Annotated in this window: 17 protein-coding genes; 8 read left to right on the top strand and 9 right to left on the bottom strand. The window is 24.8% G+C overall.

What is annotated here, in order from left to right:
* Nucleotides 1-86: 86 nt before the first annotated feature.
* From fabZ to rpsB, 6 genes are all read right to left on the bottom strand, one after another.
* Nucleotides 87-545, bottom strand: coding sequence for a 3-hydroxyacyl-ACP dehydratase FabZ (gene fabZ / locus EAO23_RS00770; protein ID WP_158349040.1), 459 nt, complete (start codon nucleotides 543-545; stop codon nucleotides 87-89).
* Between the two features lie 68 nt (nucleotides 546-613).
* Nucleotides 614-3,043 (bottom strand): outer membrane protein assembly factor BamA, encoded by a 2,430-nt coding sequence (bamA, locus tag EAO23_RS00765; RefSeq protein ID WP_158349039.1) that lies wholly within the window; start codon nucleotides 3,041-3,043, stop codon nucleotides 614-616.
* A 276-nt stretch (nucleotides 3,044-3,319) separates the two neighbouring features.
* Nucleotides 3,320-3,877: a ribosome recycling factor gene (gene frr / locus EAO23_RS00760; RefSeq protein ID WP_158349038.1), complete on the bottom strand. Its 558-nt coding sequence runs from the start codon at nucleotides 3,875-3,877 to the stop codon at nucleotides 3,320-3,322.
* Between the two features lie 55 nt (nucleotides 3,878-3,932).
* Nucleotides 3,933-4,661, bottom strand: a complete 729-nt coding sequence (gene pyrH / locus EAO23_RS00755; protein ID WP_158349037.1) for a UMP kinase — start codon at nucleotides 4,659-4,661, stop codon at nucleotides 3,933-3,935.
* A gap of 112 nt (nucleotides 4,662-4,773) precedes the next feature.
* Nucleotides 4,774-5,583, bottom strand: coding sequence for a translation elongation factor Ts (tsf, locus tag EAO23_RS00750; protein ID WP_158349036.1), 810 nt, complete (start codon nucleotides 5,581-5,583; stop codon nucleotides 4,774-4,776).
* 51 nt (nucleotides 5,584-5,634) lie between these two features.
* The gene (rpsB, locus tag EAO23_RS00745) at nucleotides 5,635-6,360 is read right to left on the bottom strand and encodes a 30S ribosomal protein S2 (protein WP_158349035.1); all 726 of its coding nucleotides are present in this window, start codon (nucleotides 6,358-6,360) and stop codon (nucleotides 5,635-5,637) included.
* Nucleotides 6,361-6,646: 286 nt separating this feature from the next.
* Here rpsB and map point away from each other — a divergent pair, with 286 nt between their 5' ends.
* From map to erpA, 8 genes are all read left to right on the top strand, one after another.
* On the top strand, nucleotides 6,647-7,438 hold the full coding sequence (gene map / locus EAO23_RS00740; RefSeq protein WP_158349034.1) for a type I methionyl aminopeptidase: 792 nt from the start codon (nucleotides 6,647-6,649) through the stop codon (nucleotides 7,436-7,438).
* 164 nt (nucleotides 7,439-7,602) lie between these two features.
* A complete protein-coding gene (gene dapD, locus EAO23_RS00735; protein ID WP_158349033.1) occupies nucleotides 7,603-8,430 on the top strand; it encodes a 2,3,4,5-tetrahydropyridine-2,6-dicarboxylate N-succinyltransferase in 828 nt (275 codons plus the stop codon).
* Nucleotides 8,431-8,584: 154 nt separating this feature from the next.
* A complete protein-coding gene (gene ilvB, locus EAO23_RS00730) occupies nucleotides 8,585-10,315 on the top strand; it encodes a biosynthetic-type acetolactate synthase large subunit (protein ID WP_158349032.1) in 1,731 nt (576 codons plus the stop codon).
* Nucleotides 10,316-10,318: 3 nt separating this feature from the next.
* Complete coding sequence (gene ilvN / locus EAO23_RS00725; RefSeq protein WP_158349031.1) at nucleotides 10,319-10,798, top strand: acetolactate synthase small subunit; 480 nt, start codon at nucleotides 10,319-10,321, stop codon at nucleotides 10,796-10,798.
* 163 nt (nucleotides 10,799-10,961) lie between these two features.
* Nucleotides 10,962-11,885: a 16S rRNA (cytosine(1402)-N(4))-methyltransferase RsmH gene (rsmH, locus tag EAO23_RS00720; RefSeq protein WP_158349030.1), complete on the top strand. Its 924-nt coding sequence runs from the start codon at nucleotides 10,962-10,964 to the stop codon at nucleotides 11,883-11,885.
* Between the two features lie 1,813 nt (nucleotides 11,886-13,698).
* Nucleotides 13,699-14,955, top strand: a complete 1,257-nt coding sequence (ftsA, locus tag EAO23_RS00715; RefSeq protein WP_158349029.1) for a cell division protein FtsA — start codon at nucleotides 13,699-13,701, stop codon at nucleotides 14,953-14,955.
* A gap of 63 nt (nucleotides 14,956-15,018) precedes the next feature.
* The gene (ftsZ, locus tag EAO23_RS00710) at nucleotides 15,019-16,182 is read left to right on the top strand and encodes a cell division protein FtsZ (protein WP_158349028.1); all 1,164 of its coding nucleotides are present in this window, start codon (nucleotides 15,019-15,021) and stop codon (nucleotides 16,180-16,182) included.
* A gap of 199 nt (nucleotides 16,183-16,381) precedes the next feature.
* A complete protein-coding gene (gene erpA, locus EAO23_RS00705; RefSeq protein WP_158349027.1) occupies nucleotides 16,382-16,705 on the top strand; it encodes an iron-sulfur cluster insertion protein ErpA in 324 nt (107 codons plus the stop codon).
* 445 nt (nucleotides 16,706-17,150) lie between these two features.
* Here erpA and lpdA read toward each other — a convergent pair whose 3' ends face one another.
* The 3 genes from lpdA to aceE form a co-directional block, all read right to left on the bottom strand.
* A complete protein-coding gene (gene lpdA / locus EAO23_RS00700; protein ID WP_158349026.1) occupies nucleotides 17,151-18,572 on the bottom strand; it encodes a dihydrolipoyl dehydrogenase in 1,422 nt (473 codons plus the stop codon).
* Between the two features lie 89 nt (nucleotides 18,573-18,661).
* Nucleotides 18,662-19,915 (bottom strand): 2-oxo acid dehydrogenase subunit E2, encoded by a 1,254-nt coding sequence (locus EAO23_RS00695; RefSeq protein WP_172575448.1) that lies wholly within the window; start codon nucleotides 19,913-19,915, stop codon nucleotides 18,662-18,664.
* A 16-nt stretch (nucleotides 19,916-19,931) separates the two neighbouring features.
* Nucleotides 19,932-22,592: a pyruvate dehydrogenase (acetyl-transferring), homodimeric type gene (aceE, locus tag EAO23_RS00690; protein WP_158349025.1), complete on the bottom strand. Its 2,661-nt coding sequence runs from the start codon at nucleotides 22,590-22,592 to the stop codon at nucleotides 19,932-19,934.
* Between the last annotated feature and the right edge of the window lie 140 nt (nucleotides 22,593-22,732).

Here is a 22,732-nt window from a genome sequence, read left to right as displayed (position 1 = left end):
AATAACAATTTATTTTATTTTTAAAAATCTACTCAATCATATTTTTTTTAAAAAACAATATATGAAATATAAATTACCTAAAAAAATTAAAAAAATGATAAAGAAATTGTTGATTTACAAATAACAATATTATCTACTATAATAGAACCATCAAAAAAATAAAAATTAAACAATTTCTTTTTTAAAAAAACCTCTATTAACATTTGATCCCCAGGATATACTGGATGTATAAAACGAGTATTTTTTATACTTGATAATGAAAGCTTTTTTTTCTTTAAAAACTGATTTTTTTCATGAAATAAAAGCAATAAACTGCTTACTTGTGCAATTGATTCTACCATTAATATACCAGGGAAAATAAAATTTTTTGGAAAATGGCCCATAAAAAAAAAATCATTTGCAGTAATATTTTTTAAAGCTTTTATATAAATTTTTTTTTTATAATCCAATATTTTATCAATTAAAATAAAGGGAAAACGATGCGGCAAAATCTTTAAAATATCACTGATATTAAAAATATTGTTTTTATTTATTAAATTTATCATTATGAAGTCTCTAAATCTATTTGATGGATAAAAAGTATTTTTTAAAAAACAGTAAATTATAAAAACTCTTAAGTAAAATTCACATCAAATTTATTTATAAATCGATTAGGAATATCTTTAGGAAGCAAGGGGTTCGAAAATACAAATGTGATAGGCCCTAAAAAAGAAAGCCAACGTATAAATATACCAGTAGATATGTAAGTATTGCTAGGATTGTTAAAATTTTCTGTTTCATGAAGTGAAAATAATGAAATACTATTTTTCCATTGAGTATCCCAAATATTTATAGCATCTAAAAAACAACCGGCCTGAAAAAAACGAAAAAGCCTTTTAAATAATTTAAAAGTAGGGAATAATAACTCCATATTTGCATGAATCATCATATTTCCACCAATAAAATCAGTAGAAGGATAAAATTTTAAAATAGATGTCCTATTTTTATTTGAATTTATATAAGGAATAAATTTATAATAAATTGCTACAGGTCCTATAAAATTATCTTTGAAACCACTCTTTAATGAACTATTAAAAAATTTGTAATTTTCATACAATGGAAAAAGGCGAAATCCTGAAGAAAAACCGGTTCCAACTTCTAAATGATTATGAAAAATTGCATTAAAAATACTTCTTATAGGAACATATTGATCTAAATTAAAAAAAATTTTATGATAAAAATTATCAGAAAATGGCAACATGAACTTTCCTATAAGTTTCATATGCATTCCTTTTTTATAGAAACCTTTTTCAATGATATTATTAAAATCAAATATATATTTAATGAAAAAATCATTAATAAAAAAATTATTTTTTATACGTCTTGAAAAAGGATTTTTTGATAATGAAGATAAATATCGAAATAACGAAACATGGGGAATAATATTTACAATCCTGATATTTTCATATCCACAAGATAAAGCTAGAGTTTTATTTCGTATTGTAGGAGTATAAAGAGAAGTACAACAACCAAAAACTTTATTAGCAAAATTATGAGGAAGATGACTACTATTCCTTAAAATATTTAAAAAAGCATCTGATTTTAAAACAAATCTCTTAAATAATCCTAACGGTTTTAATAAATGTAACTTTATATTAGTGTCTACAAAATTTTTTAAAATATCTAAATAAAATTCATTCCCACTTTTAAAAATATTTTTTTCTAAAAAAATAAATTTTAATAAAAAACCTCTATTTGGATCATAATTAGTAGACATATTAACATTTTTAGTTTTTGAATTTTCTTGAATAACATAATTAACATTTACATCATTTATACTTCCTAATTTTTTCGTTATATGTACTTTAATAAATTGAAATAAATCTGTTTCAAATAAATGGTAACATACATCTTTAATAGATTGTTTATCAAAAAAACATCTAGAATTATGATTAAATATATTTTTTAATAATCTTTGAGATAAATACTTATTTCCCGAAAAGGATATTTTATCAATAAAATATCGTTTTTTTAAAGTGATTAAGGTATAAAGAAAAACCTTCTTATTATTTCGATCAACATCTACATGTAATGATACAGATATATTTGGAAACCCTAATTTTAAAAAAATATCTTCTATTTTATTTTTTATTGTACTAATATTCTGATTATTAAGTGGAGATCCCTTAAAGGATTTTATCACTTCATTAATATTTTTATTAAAACAATTTTTATTTTTATTATAAATAAAAAGGTTTTTTATAAAATACTTCTCTCCTTCATGAATATTAATATATATATTGATTTTTTTTTTATCTTTTGAATAAATTTTTTTTATTTCCTTAATTTTAAAGTCTAAATATCCATGATCAATATAAAATTTTCTTAAATCTATTAATAACTTCTTAAATTTAAAACCATCGTAGGGTTGCAGTATAAAATTATTATAGAATAAACTTCTATTACAGTAAAATAAACTCGTCAATAATTTATTTTTAGAAAAATATTTATTTCCATAAATATTAAATTTTACAACTGAAGATCTAGAATTTTCAGAAATTATAATTTTTATATTTATAGTATTTTTAGATAATAAAGTTTTTTGTAAATCATATTTTACATTAAAATATCCTTTATTCTCATATTTTTTATTTAATAAAAATAAAAAATTTTTAAAATCATATAAATTAAGAAAAATTTTATCTTGAATATTAAACTTCTGTAAAAGTTGATCTATATATTCATTTGAAAAAGAATGGTTTCCACTAAAACTAATTTTTTCAACAAAAGGGGATTCCTTTAAAAAAGCAATCAATTTATTATTTTTTTTTACCAAACGTATATTAGTAAAATTTTTCGTATTAAATAAATAATTTATGTTTTTTACAGCGTTATTCTGTATATTTTTTCGTAAAGAACTATGATTTAAAATCTGTAGTATTTTTTGAGAAGGGATATTCTGAATTCCGTGTATTGAAATCCGATGCATATTATCTATATTAGTGGCTGAGGCAAAAGTAGAAAAAAATAAAAAACTTACAAAAAAAAATTTTTTAAATAACATACATTTAAAATTATCCTCCTTATACAATAAAAAATTTAAAAAAAAATATATCAATAAAATTATTTTAAAAAGTAATAAATTTACTATTCAACATCATCGGTATATACCAAATTTCCCTAAATATAAGCTATTAGATAAGAAAATAAAATTTAATTTTACGTTAATTAGGTATTTAAAAAATCAGTATTTATTAAAAACTAATATTTATTAAAAAAAATTTCATTGTGAATTATATATATAAAAAAATTATTAATAATAATCTATTCTAAAATATTCTTATATAGTTAATAACTCTTTTTCTTTTAATTTAACAAGATCATTAATTTTTTTAATAAAAAAATTAGTATTTTGTTGAATGTTTTTTTTTGTTTCTTTCTCTATATCCTGAGTTATATCACCTATTTTGAGGAATTTTTTTAACTGATCATTAGCTTCTCGTCTTATTTTTCTAACAGAGATACGAGAATTTTCTGCATCATTAAAAATAATTTTAATTAAATCTTTTCTCCGATCTTCAGTTAAATTCGGAACTTGAACACGAATATCTGAATCAAGAGAAACTGGGTTTAACCCAAGATTAGAATTTCTAATAGCTTTTTCAACAGCACTTTTTTGAGATATATCAAATAAAGTAATTTTTAATGTAGTATTATTTTCTACAATAATATTAGATATTTTTTTTAAAACAGTCGACACTCCATAGTAATCTATATAAATCGAATCTAATAAAGCTGGAGAAATTTGATTAGTACGTACTTTATTTAAATCTTTTTGAAATAAAAGAAAACATTTGTTCATTTGAATATAAACACGCTCTTTTAAAATATTTATCATAATATTTTACTCTCATATCATACATTTCAAAATAAATATAATAAAAACGGACAATTTATTCCGTAATTAAAGTACCAACTTGGCGCGATTCTAAAAGAATTTCATATAAAATTTTCGGATTACTCATGTTAAATACCAAAATTGGCAATTTATGTTGACTAGCTAAAATTAACGACGTATAATCCATAACATTTAATTCTTTATTAATTAAATCTTTATATTTTAATTGATGATATATCGTAGCTGATTCATTAATATTCGGATCTGATGAATAAACTCCGTCTACTTTAGTTCCTTTTAAAAAAATATCTGCTTTTATAGCAATCCCATGTACACACGCAGAAGAATCCGTAGTAAAAAAAGGAACTCCTAAACCAAAACAAAATAAAACAACGCAATTATTTTCTAATGCTTGATTCACATCATCTAATCTATATTTTTCACAAATCCCACCTATAGTAGTTGACGAAAAAATTCTAGACTGACAATTCATTCTTTTCATAATTTCATAAATCGATAATGCATTTATAACAGTAGATAACATTCCAATCTGATCAGAGACAGCTCGTCGCATACCTATCTTTTCTAAATCAGATCCACGAAATAAATTACCACCACCAACAACTAAACCAACTTGAATTCCCAATTTTACTAATAGTTTTATTTGTGATATTAAATTTTTTAAAAAAAGAAAATTGATACCACTCTCGTTTGAACTTTTTAAAAACTCACCGCTAATTTTTAATAAAATTCTATTATATTTATTTTTTTTTGATTTATACATAAAAATATACCAGTTTTGTTCATATAAATAAAAATCTCTATACTAGCTGAGATCAAAAAACGAAAAATTCATATAGAATATAAATATTAACATTATTCATATTTATAAAATATTATATCTTTTCACTAACCTGAAAACGTATAAATGAATTTATCGATAATCTATGTTTTTTTAAATATTCACCTACTGTTATCTTCGGATTTTTTATAAAACTTTGACGAATCAATGAAATTTCATTAATAAATTTATTCATTCGACCTTGAATAATTGCCTGTAAAACAGTAGGATTTTTTCCGGTTTTTTCGGCGATTTGAGATTGAATATTTTTTTCTCGAATCATAATATCTGAAGGAATATCAGTCTCAGATAAATACCGAGGATTAGTTGCGGCAATATGCATAGCTACATATTTAAAATGTTTTTTTTGACTACAAGAATTCAATGAATTAGTTCCTGACAAAATAACTCCAATTTTTCCTAAATGCATGTATGATGTAATCATATTACCTGTTAAATATTGAATTCTACGAATCACAATATTTTCAGAAAATTTTGAAATTAATAAAATCTTTTTTTGTTCAAAAAAATTATTTAATTTTTCTATATCAAATAAATTATTAGATCCAGCAAAATCAATAATCATTTGTCCAAAATTCTCAAACTCTTTGTTACTAGAAACAAAATCAGTTTCAGAATTTAATTCTAATAAAACACCTAGATTCGATTGTTGGTATAGAAATATTCGACCAAATTTAGTTTTACGTAATATTTTTCTTTCAGCTAAACACGCTCCAGCAGTTCTTAAATAATCAATAGCATGAGCCAAGTTTCCATTAGACTTCTGTAACGCTACTTTACATTCTAAAAAACCTGACCCAGTTTTCATTCGTAATTCTTTAATAAGTTTTATTGAAGTTACCATAATATTTATTACCTAAAGTTAACTTAATATACATATTTTAATAATTTAAAATTATGATTCTTGAAATCTCTTTTTTAAAAGAAACGATTCAGTTTTTTCTCGATAACATGTTAATAATGCATGAGAAATCATTCCAAAATAAAGATTAATAGATCGAACAGCATCATCATTTCCAGGTATTACATAATTTACTCCTTCCGGACTAGAATTAGTATCTACAATAGCAAAAACAGGGATACCCAAATGATTTGCTTCCCGTATCGCAATATGTTCATGTGAAGCATCTACAACAAAAATAGCATCTGGTAACCCACCCATATTTTTAATTCCACCTAAACTATTTTCTAATTTATCTAATAATCGTATTCGAAGTAATACTTCTTTTTTAGTTAATTTTTCAAATGTTCCATCAGTAGATTGTTTCTCTAAATCCTTTAATTTATTTATTGACTGTCTAACAGTTTTCCAGTTTGTTAACATTCCACCTAACCAACGACGATTTACATAAAATTGGTTACAGGATAACGCAACTGATTTTATCGCTGGACTAGCTGCTCGCTTAGTTCCTACAAAAAGAATTTTTCCGTTATATTTAATTGTTTTTTGAAGAGATCTAATAGCTGATTGTAATAAAGGTATTGTTTTTTCTAAATTAATAATATGAACTTTATTTTTTATTCCAAAAATAAACGGTTTCATTTTTGGATTCCAGTATCGAGTTTGATGTCCAAAATGTGCTCCAGCTTTAATCATATTTTTCATTAATGCAATATCCATTACTACCTTCCTTTCTAATTATTAAAATAAAAAAAAATATGTTATCATAATATTATTTAACTTATTTTTCTTATAATAAAAAATATTATTTAATTTTTAAAAAAATCAATAAACCATCTATCACTTATTAATTTTTAATTATTATATCATAATATAATAATATTATTGAGATCGTTTTTCATATCTAAAGAAAGTAAAAATTTTTTTGAACCCTTCGAAAATTATAAACCATCTCTAAATAGAGATTTAATAAAAAAATAACTATTACTATAAATTATATACTAAAATGAAAAAAATCTTAAAAAATAAATACGACATTCAACAAATGCGTTTATCCGGAAAAATTACAGCCGATGTCTTAACTATGATCAAAAATCATATATATCCTGATATTTCTACCCAAGATATTAATAACATTTGTCACCATTATATTACAAAAATAAAAAAAGCTGTCCCGGCATGTTTAGGATATAAAAGTTTTCCTAAATCTATCTGTATTTCCATCAATGATATAGTATGTCATGGTATCCCAGATAAAAATATTTTATTAAAAAAAGGCGATATTGTTAATATCGATGTTGCTGTAATAAAAAATAATTACTATACTGATGCATCGAAAATGTTCTTTGTAGGAAAAGTAAACACCAAAAAAAAACTATTATGTAAAATTACAAGAAAAAGTTTATACCAAGCATTAAAATGCATAAAACCTGGAATAAAAATAAATAATATTGGAAAAAAAATACAAAAGTATGTAGAAAGTCAAAAACTCCACGTAGTAAAAGAATATTGCGGACATGGAATAGGAAATAATTTTCACGAACCACCGCATATCTTACATTACTATAATAAATACGATTGCTTGAAAATGCAAGCTGGGATGATATTTACAGTAGAACCTATGGTAAATACCCGATCTCAATACGTAGAATGCATGAAAGATGGTTGGACTGTAAAGACTCGAGACGGAGGTTGTTCAGCTCAATATGAACACACAGTATTAGTCAACCAAAAAGGCTGTGAACTCCTCACACATCAAAAAAATGAAAAAATCCCAAAAATTTTTATTAATAATTAGAATATATCATCAAAAAATACTTATAAATTTTTTATTCCCATTTACTCCGTTAGGATAACCATTATTACGTAAATTAAAATTATTATTGTTATCAATATATTTGAATAAATAAAATTTATTTTCTAACGGTCAAAATTTACACAATTAATATAGGTTAAATTCCGATGATAAAAATCAAAAATAGAATAGAAGAAATTTTTCAAAAAAAAATAAACATTAATAATTATCAACCTATCAAAAAAGAGAAAGAAGATGTACTAAAAGCTATTAAATTATTAAATTCCGGAAAAATTAGAATTGCAGAAAAAAATAATAATCAATGGATTACAAATCAGTGGATAAAAAAATGTGTTTTACTCTATTTATATTTTAATAAAAATAAAATTATTAAAACATCGGAAAATTCTTTTTATGATAAAATACCTTTAAAATATAAAAATTATAATGAACTACAATTTTTAAAGGATGCTGTACGAATTGTACCTGGAGCAGTAGTAAGATTTGGTTCATTTATTGACAAAAATGTAATTATTATGCCTAGTTTCATAAATGTAGGGGCCTACATTGGAAAAAATACAATGATCGATACTTGGGCAACTATTGGTTCCTGCGCACAAATTGGCTGTAATGTTCACATATCAGGCGGCGCTGGAATTGGAGGTGTTCTAGAACCCCTACAAAGCAATCCAACAATTATAGAAGATAATTGTTTTATTGGAGCCCGATCTGAAATCGTTGAAGGTATTATTGTAGAAGAAAATTCAGTCATTTCTATGGGTGTATATATTGGGAAAAGCACAAAAATTTTTGATCGAGAAACAGGAAAAATATTCTACGGGCGAATTCCTTCTAGATCTGTTGTAGTCTCTGGAACTTTACCATCTAAAAAAAATAATGTGAATCTTTATTGCGCAGTTATTGTAAAAAAAGTTGATTCAGGGACGTTAAAAAAAACCGAAATAAATACTTTACTTCGAAATATAAAAAATTAATTTTATTAAATAACCTTCAAGATTAAACTAAAAATCATTATCCGCCTAAATAGGCGGGTATTTATAAAATTTAAACTTTATAAAATGTAGTAATATATACTAAACATTAAAATTTATTTAAAAAATTAAATTATAATACAAGGATCACAATAGAATGGCATTATTATCAGGTGCTGAAATGGTTATACAATCATTAATAGATTTAAAAATAAATGTAATATTCGGTTATCCTGGAGGAGCTGTATTAGATATCTATGATGCTATTTACACTATCGGACATAAAAAAATAAAACATATACTAGTTCGACACGAACAAGCGGCAGTTCATATGGCAGATGGGTATGCACGATCTACTGGAAAAATAGGAGTAGTATTAGTAACTTCTGGTCCTGGAGCAACTAATGCAATTACAGGTATTGCAACAGCTTATATGGACTCTATACCAATCATTGTCATCTCAGGACAAGTTCCTGTAGAGTTAATTGGATTTGATGCATTTCAAGAATGCGATATGATAGGTATTTCTAGACCAATTGTTAAACATAGTTTTTTAGTTAAAAAATCTGAAGATATTCCAGTTATTTTTAAAAAATCATATTTCTTAGCATCTACAGGACGACCGGGGCCTATAGTAATCGACTTGCCTAAAAATATCCTTGATCAAAAAATAAAAAAATATTATGTTTTTCCAGATAAAATTGATATAAAGTCTTATAAATCTGAACAAAAACTTAATACTAAAAATATAAAAGATTCCGTAAATATTTTGCTTGCCTCTAAAAAACCTATCATTTATGCTGGAGGAGGTGTAATTAGCTCCAATAGTCATATAGAATTGTACAAATTAGCAACAATACTTAATATACCAGTTACAATGTCGTTAATGTCTTTAGGATCTTTTCCAGGAAATAATTCTCAAAACTTATCTATGTTAGGAATGCACGGTACATATGAAGCTAACATGGCTATGCATCATTCTGATGTAATATTAGCTATTGGAGTAAGATTTGACGATAGAACTACCAATAATGTAGAAAAATATTGCCCTAAAGCAACTATTATTCATGTTGATATTGACCCAACATCTATATCTAAGACTATCACTGCAGATATTCCTATTATCGGGGATGCAAAAGAAATAATAACTTATATGTTGAATTTAATTAAAAAAAATAAAATAAATAGATCTCCAATATATTTAAAAAAATGGTGGGATAAAATTAAAAGTTGGAGAAATATAAAAAAAAATAATCAACAAAATTATGGAGAAAAAATTAAACCTCAATACTTTATTAAAAAACTATACAAATTAACTCAAGGGAATGCATATGTCACATCAGATGTTGGACAACACCAAATGTTTACAGCTCTATATTATACCTTTATAAAACCACGCCGATGGATTAATTCTGGAGGATTAGGGACAATGGGATTTGGCCTACCTGCTGCCTTAGGTGTAAAAATTGCATTTCTAAACAAATTAGTAATATGTATTACAGGTGATGGCAGTATCCAAATGAATATACAAGAATTATCCACAGCTAAACAATATGGATTGGCAATACTAATTATTAATCTAAATAATCAATCGTTAGGAATGGTAAAACAATGGCAAGACATAATTTATTCTGGAAGACATTCTCACTCATACATGCAATCACTACCTGATTTTAAAAAACTTTCTGAATCATACGGACATATCGGATTAAAAATTAAAAAAACTAATGAAATAATTCCAAAATTAACAAAAGCTATTAAAATAGTTCAATCAGGATCATTAGTATTTGTAGATGTATACATAGATCCCCTCGAACATATTTACCCTATGCAAATTAAAAATGGCGGTATGAATGACATGTTATTAAAAAAGATAGGATCAATATAAATTATGCGCCGAATTTTATCAATTTTATTAGAAAATGAATCAGGAGCTCTATCCAGAGTTGTAGGTCTTTTTTCTCAAAGAGGGTATAATATAGATAGTCTGTCTGTAGCTCCTACTGAAAATCATAAAATATCTCGATTAACTATTCAAACTTTTGGAAATAAAAAAACTATTGAACAAATAGAAAAACAGTTACAAAAATTAATTGATGTGCATTATGTTGTAGAAATAACTAATAAAAATTATATTGAAAGAGAAATTTTATTGATAAAAATACAAATCAAAGATTATAAAAAAACTCATAAAATAAATCAATTAATAGAAATTTATCAAGGTGTTATTATCGATTGTTCTTCAGAACAATATATAATTCAAATTTCTAGTACAAATCATATAATCGATTCTTTTTTAAATATTGCAAAAAAATCTTTTGTTATACTCGAATCTTCTAGATCTGGGATTCTTTGTATTAGTTATCAATAATGATATTCAGAAAAATGTTTTTATTAAATAAAAATTTTTAACTTAATATAATTAATATCATCATTTATACATTTTCTATTCAATATTTAGAAAAATATTTTTTATTTTTTAATAAATAACATTATAGAGAATGTATAAATATTTACTCAAAGAAATATAAACTATGAAACATATACCTGTATTATTAAAAGAGTCTATTACAGCTTTAAAAATAAAAAGAACTGGAATATACGTCGATGGAACATTTGGAGCAGGGGGGCATTCATTAGAAATATTAAAAAATATAGGAAAATCTGGAAAATTATATGCTATAGATCAAGATCTGTCAGCTGTTAAATTAGGAAAAAAAATATATGATCCAAGATTTTTTATTAAACATGGAAGTTTTTCTGAAAGAATAAAAGATATATATATTAAACATTGTAATAATAAAATTAACGGGATCTTATTAGATTTAGGTGTTTCATCAATACAGCTAAATACAGCTAATAGAGGTTTTTCATTTATGAAAGACGGTCTACTAGACATGCGTATGAATACTTCAACTGGAATACCAGCTTGGTTGTGGTTAAAAAAATCTAATCAAAAAAAAATAGAATTTGTTTTAAAAAATTTCGGAGAAGAAAAATATGCAAAAAAAATTTCTTTTTCTATTATTGAAAGAAATAAACAAAAAACAATCACTCGAACACTTGATTTAGTAGACATTATCAATAAATCAATACCAAGAAAATATCAACATAAACACCCTGCTACCCGAACCTTTCAAGCAATACGAATTTATATTAATAATGAAATACAAGAACTAAAAAAAATACTAAAAATTTCAATAAAAATATTAGCAAATAAATCAAGATTAGTTATTATATGCTTTCACTCCATCGAAAATAGAATTGTAAAAAATTTTTTTAAAAAATATAGTCAATATCCCTTTTTCCCTAAAGGTTTTCCAATTACTCATAAAAAAATGCAAAAATATAAAAATAAAAAAATAAAAATCATAAAAAAAATTAAACCTAATCAAATAGAAGTTAAAAAAAATCCGCGATCTCGTAGTGCTATTCTACGCATTGCAGAAATATTATAATATAATTTAGAAAAAAATATGCAATCATAGATTCATTATTGAAATAATTTATTTAAAGATGCTATATGCAATATTCAATAAATTTTTTTAATCAATACTATAAAATATAGTAATTATTAAAAATAATAAATAATATTTAATTATGATAAAAAAAATAAAAGATATACAAGAACTATTAAATCCTTGGATTATTAATGTTCTACAAAAAAAATATATAACATGAAAGAAAACAATAAAAATAAAAAATGGAGATCTATTTGTAATTCTTTTTAGAAAAAAAAATAAAATTTTCCTTTTTAAATGATGAATAAATAAAAACAATTATTGTCAATAGACATTGATAATGTAACTAATCACTAGATAAAAAAATTAAACAATAAAAAAATAATCTCAGTGACTCTTTTAAAACAAGATAATATTTTTAATACTCAATACTAGATCAATACAATTAAAATTGTTTATAAACTCTCAATAACAAAAATTTTTTTCAATTCCGGCTGGGGTTAGGGAATTTATACATCACACTATTAAGTGATTTTAATATTACAAATATACTATTTTCTATAGCTACGATATTATCTATGAATCATTCTTTAAAACAACTCGTTCCAAATAGTCAATTCTTAAGACCTATACAGGAAAAAATGGAAAAAATTCTAATAAAAAAGAGACCTTAACTAATTTTCAATAATATTTACTCTTCACAAATATTATATCGTATATTATATTCTTTAACTACCAATTATAACTATCAAAAAATATGATATATTTTAGGGTATAAAAAAATACAAGGAATAAGTGAAAGAAAAATTATCGGGAATATTATCGAAAAATTTTGTAATTTTATTATATTAATTAATAAATATAAAAAAGAAAAAAATAAATCTATTATACAAGATATAATTCAAGATTGTAGAAAAAAAATAAATTCTTTATATTCTTTAATACTAAAACAGCTATACAATTTATTTTTTCTCAAACTAACAAATATGATATAATTATAGAATTAGGACAAGAAAAAAAAAAACTAAAACCCTTATAAAATTTACTAAAAATTTTAATTTTAAAGACAAGGACACAAGTAAGGATGCCTCTCTATTAAAATAATAATTTATTTTAAATAAACCATTAATCTTCCAATAAAATTATTTTAAGCTAACTACAACATATATATTCAAATATATGTATCTTATCAAATAAATAAAAATATATTTACTCTAAATATTTCAAACAATTTATTAATTGTTATTGATCTATATAAAGATTCTTTTTTTATTCTCTAATATATTAGTGATACAAAAATCTTATTTCCTATCTAGAAATATATAAAGTAATAATATTATATTGAAATATAAACGAATATATTAAAAATAAGTTTAATATATAGCTTAGTATTAATAAATAAAAATATCAATAATCTAACTAAAGTCACTCTAATAATTTTTAAATATAAAATTTATAATTTTTAACATTAAAAATAATTACTTAAAAATTACTGAATATTAAATTTAAAAATTATCTATTAACTATCATATAAAATTATGTTTTTAATTTAAAATATCCAAAAAAATTAATAAATTTTTAAAAAATATATTAGTATTTATTTTGAATTCCAATTTACAATTCAGTCTAATGATTATATTTTGAAGTATAAAGTCTATCTCTACAAAAAAATAAAATAAATTTAGTCCTATTTATTATATTTCATATCACAATTTATACTTTAAAGTACTATTCATTTTTAAAAAAATATGTAATATAAAATTATTACATAAAATCGCAAAAATTATAATAAAAATCTAGTATAAATAATATGAACCTTTCAATAAAAAAAAAAATAACTGTCGGATTAGAAATAGGGAGCACTAAGATAATCACATTAATAGGAGAGATTCTTAAAGATGGAGTTATTAATATCATTGGGTTCGGTAAATGTCAAACTAAGGGTATAGAGCAAGGAAATATTAATAACTTAGAATTATTAACTAAGTGTATTAATAAGTCTATTCAACAAGCGGAAAGTATGGCAAAATGCAAAATTTATTCTGTTTATCTATCTATCTCCCATCAAGATATTCACTGTTATAATGAAATTGGAATCACTCCCATTAAAAATAATGAAGTTACAAAAAAAGACATCGAGACTGTTATTAAAACCGCGAAATCTGTTAAAATAAAAAATGATCATAATATCTTACATATTGTTCCTCAAGATTTTTGTGTAGATAAACAATCAGGAATTAAAAATCCAATTGGATTATCAGGAATAAGAATACAGGCTAATGTGCACTTAATCACAGGTAACCAAAATATTCAAAAAAACATTATTAAAGCTGTTCAAAAATGTGGAATTTATGTAAAAAAAATAATATTCTCCGGATTAGCATCTGGATTATCAGTTTTAACTGAAGAAGAAAAAAATACAGGAGTATGTTTAATTGATATGGGTGGAGAAAATATGCATATCAGTGTATATATAAAAGGATTATTATATCATACTTCCGTTATCCCATATGCTGGAAATATTGTAACTAAAGATATTGCTTACGCATTTTCTTTGTCTTATTCTGATGCAGAATTTATAAAAAAAAAATACGGATATACAATAGAAGATATTTCAATTACATGTAAAAACTTAGCAATTGTTAATAAACAAGGGAAAAAGATTGCTTATTGTAATCATTCTGAATTAGTTAAAGTTATTCAACCGCGATATAATGAACTACTTCGCTTAGTAAATCAAAAAATTTTAAAATTATATGAACAATATAATACTAACAAAAACAAAAAACAAATACTATCAAATATTATACTTACCGGTGGATCTTCTAAAATAAAATATTTATCTGCATATGCAAAAAAAATATTTCATGCCAACGTTACAATAAAAAAACCATGCAGTATCTCCAAAATACCTGATTATCTCTCTAAACCAGAATACGCAACAATAATTGGATTATTAAGTTATAGGAAAAATTATCAAAATTATTCTTTTAAAAAAGAAAAAAAATATAGATTTTTAAAATATTTATTAAAAAATTTTAAAAAAGTAGTTAAAAAAATAATTTAATTAAAAATAATATATACAAAAATATATAAGATTCTTACTACTCAAATTTTATGGAGTTATTGTATGTTTGAACCTTCTGAATTAAGTAATGATGCAGTAATTAAAGTTATTGGTGTAGGTGGTGGAGGTAGTAATGCAGTAGAACATATGGTTCGTGAAAAAATAGAAGGAGTAGAATTTTTTGCTATTAATACAGATGCTCAAGCATTAAGAAAAGTGGCTGTAGGACAAACAATACAAATTGGAAATAACATTACAAAAGGATTAGGTGCTGGGGCTAATCCTGATGTAGGAAAAAATTCTGCTGAAGAAGATAAAGAAATATTAAAATCAGCATTGGATGGTGCTGATATGGTATTTATAGCTGCAGGTATGGGTGGGGGGACTGGTACTGGAGCAGCTCCAGTAGTGGCTGAAGTAGCGAAAGATCTAGGTATATTAACTGTAGCGGTAGTTACTAAACCGTTTAGTTTTGAAGGAAAAAAAAGAATGAACTTTGCTGAACAAGGTCTTAATGAACTATCTAAATATGTTGACTCATTAATAACTATTCCTAACGATAAATTATTAAAAGTATTAACTCGAGGGATATCTTTATTAGACGCTTTTGGGGCTGCAAATGATGTATTAAAGGGGGCAGTTCAAGGGATAGCTGAATTAATTACACGTCCGGGTTTAATGAATGTAGATTTTGCAGATGTAAGGACAGTTATGTCAGAAATGGGTTATGCTATGATGGGGACTGGATCAGCTTCAGGTGAAAATCGAGCAGAAGAAGCTTCTGAAATTGCTATATCTAGCCCATTACTAGAAGATATTGACCTTTCTGGAGCACGTGGGGTATTAGTAAATATTACAGCTGGATTTGATTTAAGATTAGATGAATTTGAAACTGTTGGAAATACTATTCGAGCATTTTCCTCTGATAACGCAACGGTTGTTATAGGGACATCGCTTGACCCTCAAATGGATCATGCGTTACGTGTAACTGTAGTAGCAACTGGTATTGGAATGGAAAAACAATCTGAAATCTCTTTTATGAGAAATCAGTCATCCAAGGAAATTTTAGTTAACTATAGAAATCAATCTTTGCAAAGACATAGAGTTATCAGTAATACTGAAAAAATTAAAAAAAATATCAATAATCATCAAAAAACAAATAAAATTAAAAAATACGAAAGAAATTTTTTAGACATTCCTGCTTTTTTAAGAAAAAAAGCAGATTAACAACGTTAATAATAATTACTAATATAAAAATATAAAAATAAATTTATAAAATTTAAACTTTAAAAATTAAAAAAAAATTCTGTTTATCCATTAAAGATTAATATTTATAGAAAACTTTAAGTAATTAATAATTTTTTTTTGATAAAAAGTTTTCTAAATATTATTTTTAGACAATTTTAAAAATAAGTATATATACTCTATGTATCCAATAAAGATAACAATTAATGCTATTAACCAAATTAAAAAACTGGTAAAAAAAAAAAAATTAAAATTACGTATATACATAACAGGAGGAGGTTGTAGTGGTTTTCAGTATGGGTTCAAGTTAGAAGAAAAAAGAAAAAAGGATGATATTTATTTTGTAGATAAAGGAGTAGGTGTAATTGTCGACCCTATTAGTCTTCAATACTTAACTGGAGGGAAAGTAGACTATATAGAAAATCTGGATGGATCAAAGTTTATAGTTATTAATCCAAATGCTCAAACGACATGCGGATGCGGGCTATCTTTTAGTATACAATAAGTCAGTTACCATAACCATATTTAATTGAATAATTTTATATTTTTTAAAATATATAATTTATTTTTAGAGCAGGAATCTGACCTGCTCTTTAAAACGTTATATGCATACCAGTCGGTTAATGTTGCTTTAATAAAATTAAAATACTATTTACTTCCTAAAGATTAGTAAAAATTCAATATATTATTTAATAAATATAAATATATATATATGAAAATTCATTCATATCAAATACTTAAAAAGTATATTACATATCTAATCAATAGGCTTATTTAATAACAACAAAGCATATAATACGAATAAACTTATTTATAAGATTAAATATAATAATTAATTTCAAAATTAAAAATATTGTTACTTAATATCAAAATTTTTTTAAATCAAATAAAACTTATACATAAAAATCATTTGTAATAAAAATATTTCTTTTTCGTAAAAATCTAAATCACTACTTGTTGTTTATCATGTCTGTAGTAGTTCCATTAAATAATTGAGCAGCTATATGAAGAGATTCAGATAATGTTGGATGAGCATGAATTGTCAAAGCTAAATCGTCAATATCACATCCCATTTCAATAGATAAACTAATTTGAGATAACATTTCTCCTGCATGCTTACCAACAATAACACCGCCAATAATTCGATTCGAATTAGTATCAACAATTAATTTAGTGATTCCTCTATCGAAACAGTTCGAACTAATTGCTTTACCTAAAAATTTCCACGGAACAGTTACTGATCGGCAACTTATACCACTGTTTTTAGCTTGATCTTCCATCATTCCTGTCCAAGCAATTTCAGGATCACAATAAGCAACACAAGGAATTACAATTGGTTCAAAAAAATGCGACTTACCTGAAATAACTTCAGCAGCTATATGAGATTCATGAATACCCTTATGCGCTAACATTGGCTGACCAACTACATCACCTATTGCAAAAATATTTGATACATTAGTTCGCATTTGATTATCAGATTTAATAAATCCTAAAGAATCTTGTTCTATACCAATAGCAGATAAATTCAAACTATCAGTATTTGCTCTTCTTCCTATAGAAATCAATACATTCTCATAAATCTGATCATATACAGAAGAATCATTATTATTTTTAATTCTAACGGAAACACCTGTAGGTGTAGAATTTAATTTTATCAACGAAGTATCTAATTTTATAGAAAAATACTGTTTTGTTTTATCAAGAAAAAAATTACTGATATCACGATCCATTGATGGAAAAAATATTTTTGAACTATCTATAATATCTACAGATGATCCAAAAGAGCTATATATTGTAGCCATCTCTAGACCGATAATACCAGCTCCAATAATTAAAAAATTTTTTGGAATCCTAGATAAATTTAAAGCTTTAGTAGAATCTAGAATACGATTATCTTCATAAGATATTCCAGGATATTTTATTGACTTAGACCCAGTAGCAATAATAGCATAGTTAAACTGAATGTTGTAAATAGAATCATTGTGTGTCACCTCTAATAAATTTTTATTTATAAATTTAGCCATTCCCTGTAATATTTTTACTTGTCTTGATTTGGCCATACACTTTAATCCATGAACTAGATTAGAAACAATATTTTCCTTCCAATTCATAACTTTCAAAATATCTAATTTTTTTGTGTTACCTAAATTAATATTATATCGAGAAAAATCTTGTATTTCTCTTATCAAAGAAGCTAAATGTAATAATGATTTAGATGGAATACAGCCAACATTTAAGCATGTTCCACCTAAAACTCCATACTTTTCTACAATTAAAGTCGATAACCCTAAATCAGAACATCGAAACGCAGCAGAATATCCGGCGGGCCCCCCGCCAATGACTACTACATTTATATTAATATCTTTTTTCATAAAATACTCTTTTTATTAATAAAAAAAAAATTTTATTGAAATGAATTAAAATAACATGATAAATAAAATAAAAAAATATTTTTCAAAAATTATATCAATAAATTTCTAATATCTGATAAAAGTTGACTAAAAAATGTTGTAAAACGCACACCATCTGCTCCATCAATAATACGGTGATCATATGATAAAGAAAAAGGAAGAATTAAACGAGGAGAAAATTTTTTTTTATTCCAAATAGGTTTGATACTTGCCCTAGATACACCTAAAATACTTGATTCAGGGGAATTAATTATTGGAGTAAAACCAGTACCTCCAATTCCACCTAAACTAGAGATAGTAAAACTACCATTACTCATGTCCAAAGAACTCAAAGTATTTTTTTTAGCTCTATTAACTATGGTTTGAATATCACTAGATATAGCCATAATATTCTTGTGAATTAAATTTTTTAAAACTGGAACTAATAAACCTTCAGAAGTCTCTACAGCTATACCAATATTAATGTCTTTTTTTAAAATAATTCCTTTTTTACTAGTATCTAAGATGCTATTAAATCTAGGATATTTTAATAATGTTGCAATAGCAGCTTTTACTAAAAAAGATAAAAGTGAAATTTTACAATAATTTTTATCTGTAGATTGCTTAGAATTATATAAATTTCTAAAATTTTCTAAATCAGTAATATCAGCTTCATCAAACTGAGTAACATGAGGAATATTCTTCCAGTTATTTAATAAATTCTTTCCAGAAATTTTTTGAATATTTGTTAATTCCTTATATTCATGAATATTTTTAATCATAGAAATATTATCTTTTTCTGAAGTAGATACTATCTTTTTTTGAGTATTAGTATTTTTATTTAATTTAATATAACGGTTTATGTCTTCTTTTGTAATTCGCCCTTTAGAGCCACTACCTGAAATACTCAATAAATTAATATTTAATATTCTAGCTATACGACGAATATTTGGAGAAGCATAATAATTATTCTGAATTTTTTTTCCATCAAAAATACTTTTTTTATCATAATTAATGTATTTATTATCTGAATCATGCAAACTTTTTGAAAAAAAATTATTTTCTAAAACTTCTTTTTGAGAAGCAATTATCTCGTTTTCATCTACAATTAAAATTAATTTATTAACTGATAATATATCACCAACTTTAACAAAAATTTTTTTCACAATTCCAGAAACCGGGGATGGAATTTCTAATACAGACTTATGACCTTCAACAGAAACAAGGCTATCTTCTTTTTTAATTGTATCACCTATTTTAACTAAAACTTCAATTACTTCAACATGATCTACTCCAATATCAGGAACACAAACTTCAACGTCCACTATATATATCCTCTCTTTATGCAAAACGTGGATTTAATCCATCTAAAACAATATTAAAATTCTTTAAAGCAGTAAAAAGTACTCCGGGATCTATTGTCCCTTCTTCAACTAATACATGTAACGCCGCGCTTACAATATAAAATTCATCTATTTCAAAAAACGTACGCAATTTCGCGCGGCTATCAGATCTACCATAACCGTCTGTCCCTAACACATAAAATTTCTTAGATGGAACATAAGCTCTAATTTGATCTGCAAAAACTTTCATATAATCTGTAGCAGCTACTGCTGGAGCATTATTCATAACTTCAGAGATATATGGTATTTTTTTATTTTTTAAAGGATGTAGCATATTCCATCTAACACAATCTTGACCATCACGAGCAATTTCTGTAAATGATGTAACACTATATATATCTGAACCGATATTATAATCTGAAAATAGAATTTCAGCTGCTTTTCTAACGCAGCATAAGATGGATCCTGATCCTAATAACTGTACATGACCTTGTTTTCCAGAATAAGTCTCTAACTTATATATTCCCTTACAAATCCCTTCTATCATTTTTTCATTCATTCCAGGCATAACATAATTTTCATTTAATGTAGTAATGTAATAAAAAATATTTTCTTGCTTAACTCCATACATACGCTTTAAACCAGATTGAATAATTACAGCTAACTCATAACTATAAGTAGGATCGTAAGAAATACAGTTAGGAATCGTTAAAGATAAAATATGACTATGTCCATCAGCATGTTGTAATCCTTCTCCATTTAAAGTACTTCTACCTGAAGTAGCGCCAATTAAAAAACCTCTTGCCTGTTGATCACTGCAAGACCACAATAAATCGCCAATTCTCTGAAAACCAAACATAGAATAATAAATATAAAAAGGTATCATAGGAAAGTTATTAACACTATAAGATGTAGCAGCAGCTAACCAAGATGAACCAGCGCCTAACTCATTAATTCCCTCTTGTAAAATTTGACCTTTAAAATCTTCTTTATAATAAAACAACTGATCCTGATCAGCTGGAGTATATTTTTGACCTTGATGATTATATATACCTATTTGACGAAATAAACCTTCCATCCCAAAAGTACGTGCTTCATCTGCTACAATAGGTACTATACGATCCTTTAAAGAAATATTTTTTAATAAAATATTTAGTATACGAACAAAAGCTATAGTAGTAGAAATAGGTCTTTCTTGATTAACTAGTAATGAATGAAATGTATGTAACTCTGGAATAATTAATTCACCAGAAAATCTTTTTAAACGCGTTGGCACATAACCTTTCAATTTTCTTCTTTGATTGTGAATATACTTAAATTCTGGGGAATCAATGGAAAATTTTATATATGATAATTTTCTTATGGATTCTGAATCTAATGATATATTTAATTCTCTTTTCAAGTTTTGAATATCTAAAATATCCAAATTTTTTATTTGATGAGCAATATTTTTTCCTTCTACTGAATTTCCTAAACCATAACCCTTAACTGTATGAACTAATATAACAACCGGTTTATTCTTTATTAATTTAGCAGAATAAAATGCAGAATATAATTTTTTAAAATCATGACCACCTCTTTGTAACTTCCAAATATCATCGTCTGTCATATTTTCTACTAGTTTTTTTGTTTCAACATACTTACCAAAAAAATGTTTTCGAATATATGCGCCATTTTTCGATTTAAAAGTTTGATAATCTCCATCTAGAGTTTCATTCATTAGGTTTTTTAAAAAATTACCATAATCTCGTTCTAACAAATAATCCCATTGACTACCCCAAATTACTTTAATAACATGCCATCCAGCTCCAGAAAAAATACCACTTAATTCATTGATAATCTTTCCATTTCCAGTTACAGGTCCATCTAAACGTTGCAAATTACAATTTACTACAAAAATTAAATTATCTAATTTTTCTCTTGCAGCAATAGTAATTGCTCCTTTCGATTCAGGTTCATCCATTTCTCCGTCACCTAAAAAAACATAAACAGTTTGCTTAGAAGTATCCTTTAAATCCCGATTTTTTAGATATTTTAAAAATTTTGCTTGATAAATTGCTGAAATAGCACTCAATCCCATAGAAACAGATGGAAATTGCCAAAAATCTGGCATAAGTTTAGGATGAGGATATGAAGGAAGCCCTTTTCCACCAACCTCTTGCCTAAAATTATCTATCTGCTCTTCTGTTAAACGGTTTTCTAAAAATGCTCGAGCGTAAATCCCTGGAGATACATGTCCTTGAAAATAAATTAAATCACCTCCATCAAATTCATTTCGAGCTCTAAAGAAATGATTAAAACATACTTCATATATCATGGCTGCTGATTGAAATGAAGAAATATGACCACCTAAATCTAAATTTTTTTTAGAAGCACGTAAAACTATCATAATTGCATTCCAGCGAACAGCAGAACAAATCTTGTTTTCTAAATCAATATTTCCTGGATATTGAGGTTCATTATCAACATCAATGGTATTAACATAATCTGAAACAATATATCGGTAAAAGTTAGTATTTTTTAAAATTTTTGTATTTAAAAGTTTATTTATTAAAAATAAAGCTCGTTTTACTCCATGTCTTTCTACAACTGAATTAATAGAATCTATCCATTCAGCAGTTTCAATAGGATCAAAATCACTAAAAATATTTTTTGACATTGCTTCTAATCCTTTAAGGTATAAATATTATCAAAGTTAATAAATTCATTTTTTTAATATTATCTTTAAAATCGTCACAATACACTAAAAATTCTAATTCATACGTCAAAATACTATATATATAAAAAAATATATTTTTG

This window comes from Buchnera aphidicola (Cinara strobi), assembly GCF_900560745.1.
GTDB lineage: Bacteria > Pseudomonadota > Gammaproteobacteria > Enterobacterales > Enterobacteriaceae > Buchnera_F > Buchnera_F aphidicola_AJ.
This window is presented reverse-complemented; position numbering and strand designations above follow the sequence as displayed.

Excerpts from the sequence above, each read along its gene's own strand:
- rsmH (WP_158349030.1), top strand. The coding sequence starts at position 10,962 with ATGAAACATATACCTGTATTATTAAAAGAGTCTATTACAGCTTTAAAA.
- tsf (WP_158349036.1), bottom strand. The coding sequence starts at position 5,583 with ATGGTAACTTCAATAAAACTTATTAAAGAATTACGAATGAAAACTGGG.
- ilvN (WP_158349031.1), top strand. The coding sequence starts at position 10,319 with ATGCGCCGAATTTTATCAATTTTATTAGAAAATGAATCAGGAGCTCTA.
- fabZ (WP_158349040.1), bottom strand. The coding sequence starts at position 545 with ATGATAAATTTAATAAATAAAAACAATATTTTTAATATCAGTGATATT.
- aceE (WP_158349025.1), bottom strand. The coding sequence starts at position 22,592 with ATGTCAAAAAATATTTTTAGTGATTTTGATCCTATTGAAACTGCTGAA.
- bamA (WP_158349039.1), bottom strand. The coding sequence starts at position 3,043 with ATGTTATTTAAAAAATTTTTTTTTGTAAGTTTTTTATTTTTTTCTACT.
- pyrH (WP_158349037.1), bottom strand. The coding sequence starts at position 4,661 with ATGTATAAATCAAAAAAAAATAAATATAATAGAATTTTATTAAAAATT.
- map (WP_158349034.1), top strand. The coding sequence starts at position 6,647 with ATGAAAAAAATCTTAAAAAATAAATACGACATTCAACAAATGCGTTTA.
- lpdA (WP_158349026.1), bottom strand. The coding sequence starts at position 18,572 with ATGAAAAAAGATATTAATATAAATGTAGTAGTCATTGGCGGGGGGCCC.
- rpsB (WP_158349035.1), bottom strand. The coding sequence starts at position 6,360 with ATGGATATTGCATTAATGAAAAATATGATTAAAGCTGGAGCACATTTT.
- dapD (WP_158349033.1), top strand. The coding sequence starts at position 7,603 with ATGATAAAAATCAAAAATAGAATAGAAGAAATTTTTCAAAAAAAAATA.
- frr (WP_158349038.1), bottom strand. The coding sequence starts at position 3,877 with ATGATAAATATTTTAAAAGAGCGTGTTTATATTCAAATGAACAAATGT.
- erpA (WP_158349027.1), top strand. The coding sequence starts at position 16,382 with ATGTATCCAATAAAGATAACAATTAATGCTATTAACCAAATTAAAAAA.
- ilvB (WP_158349032.1), top strand. The coding sequence starts at position 8,585 with ATGGCATTATTATCAGGTGCTGAAATGGTTATACAATCATTAATAGAT.
- ftsZ (WP_158349028.1), top strand. The coding sequence starts at position 15,019 with ATGTTTGAACCTTCTGAATTAAGTAATGATGCAGTAATTAAAGTTATT.
- ftsA (WP_158349029.1), top strand. The coding sequence starts at position 13,699 with ATGAACCTTTCAATAAAAAAAAAAATAACTGTCGGATTAGAAATAGGG.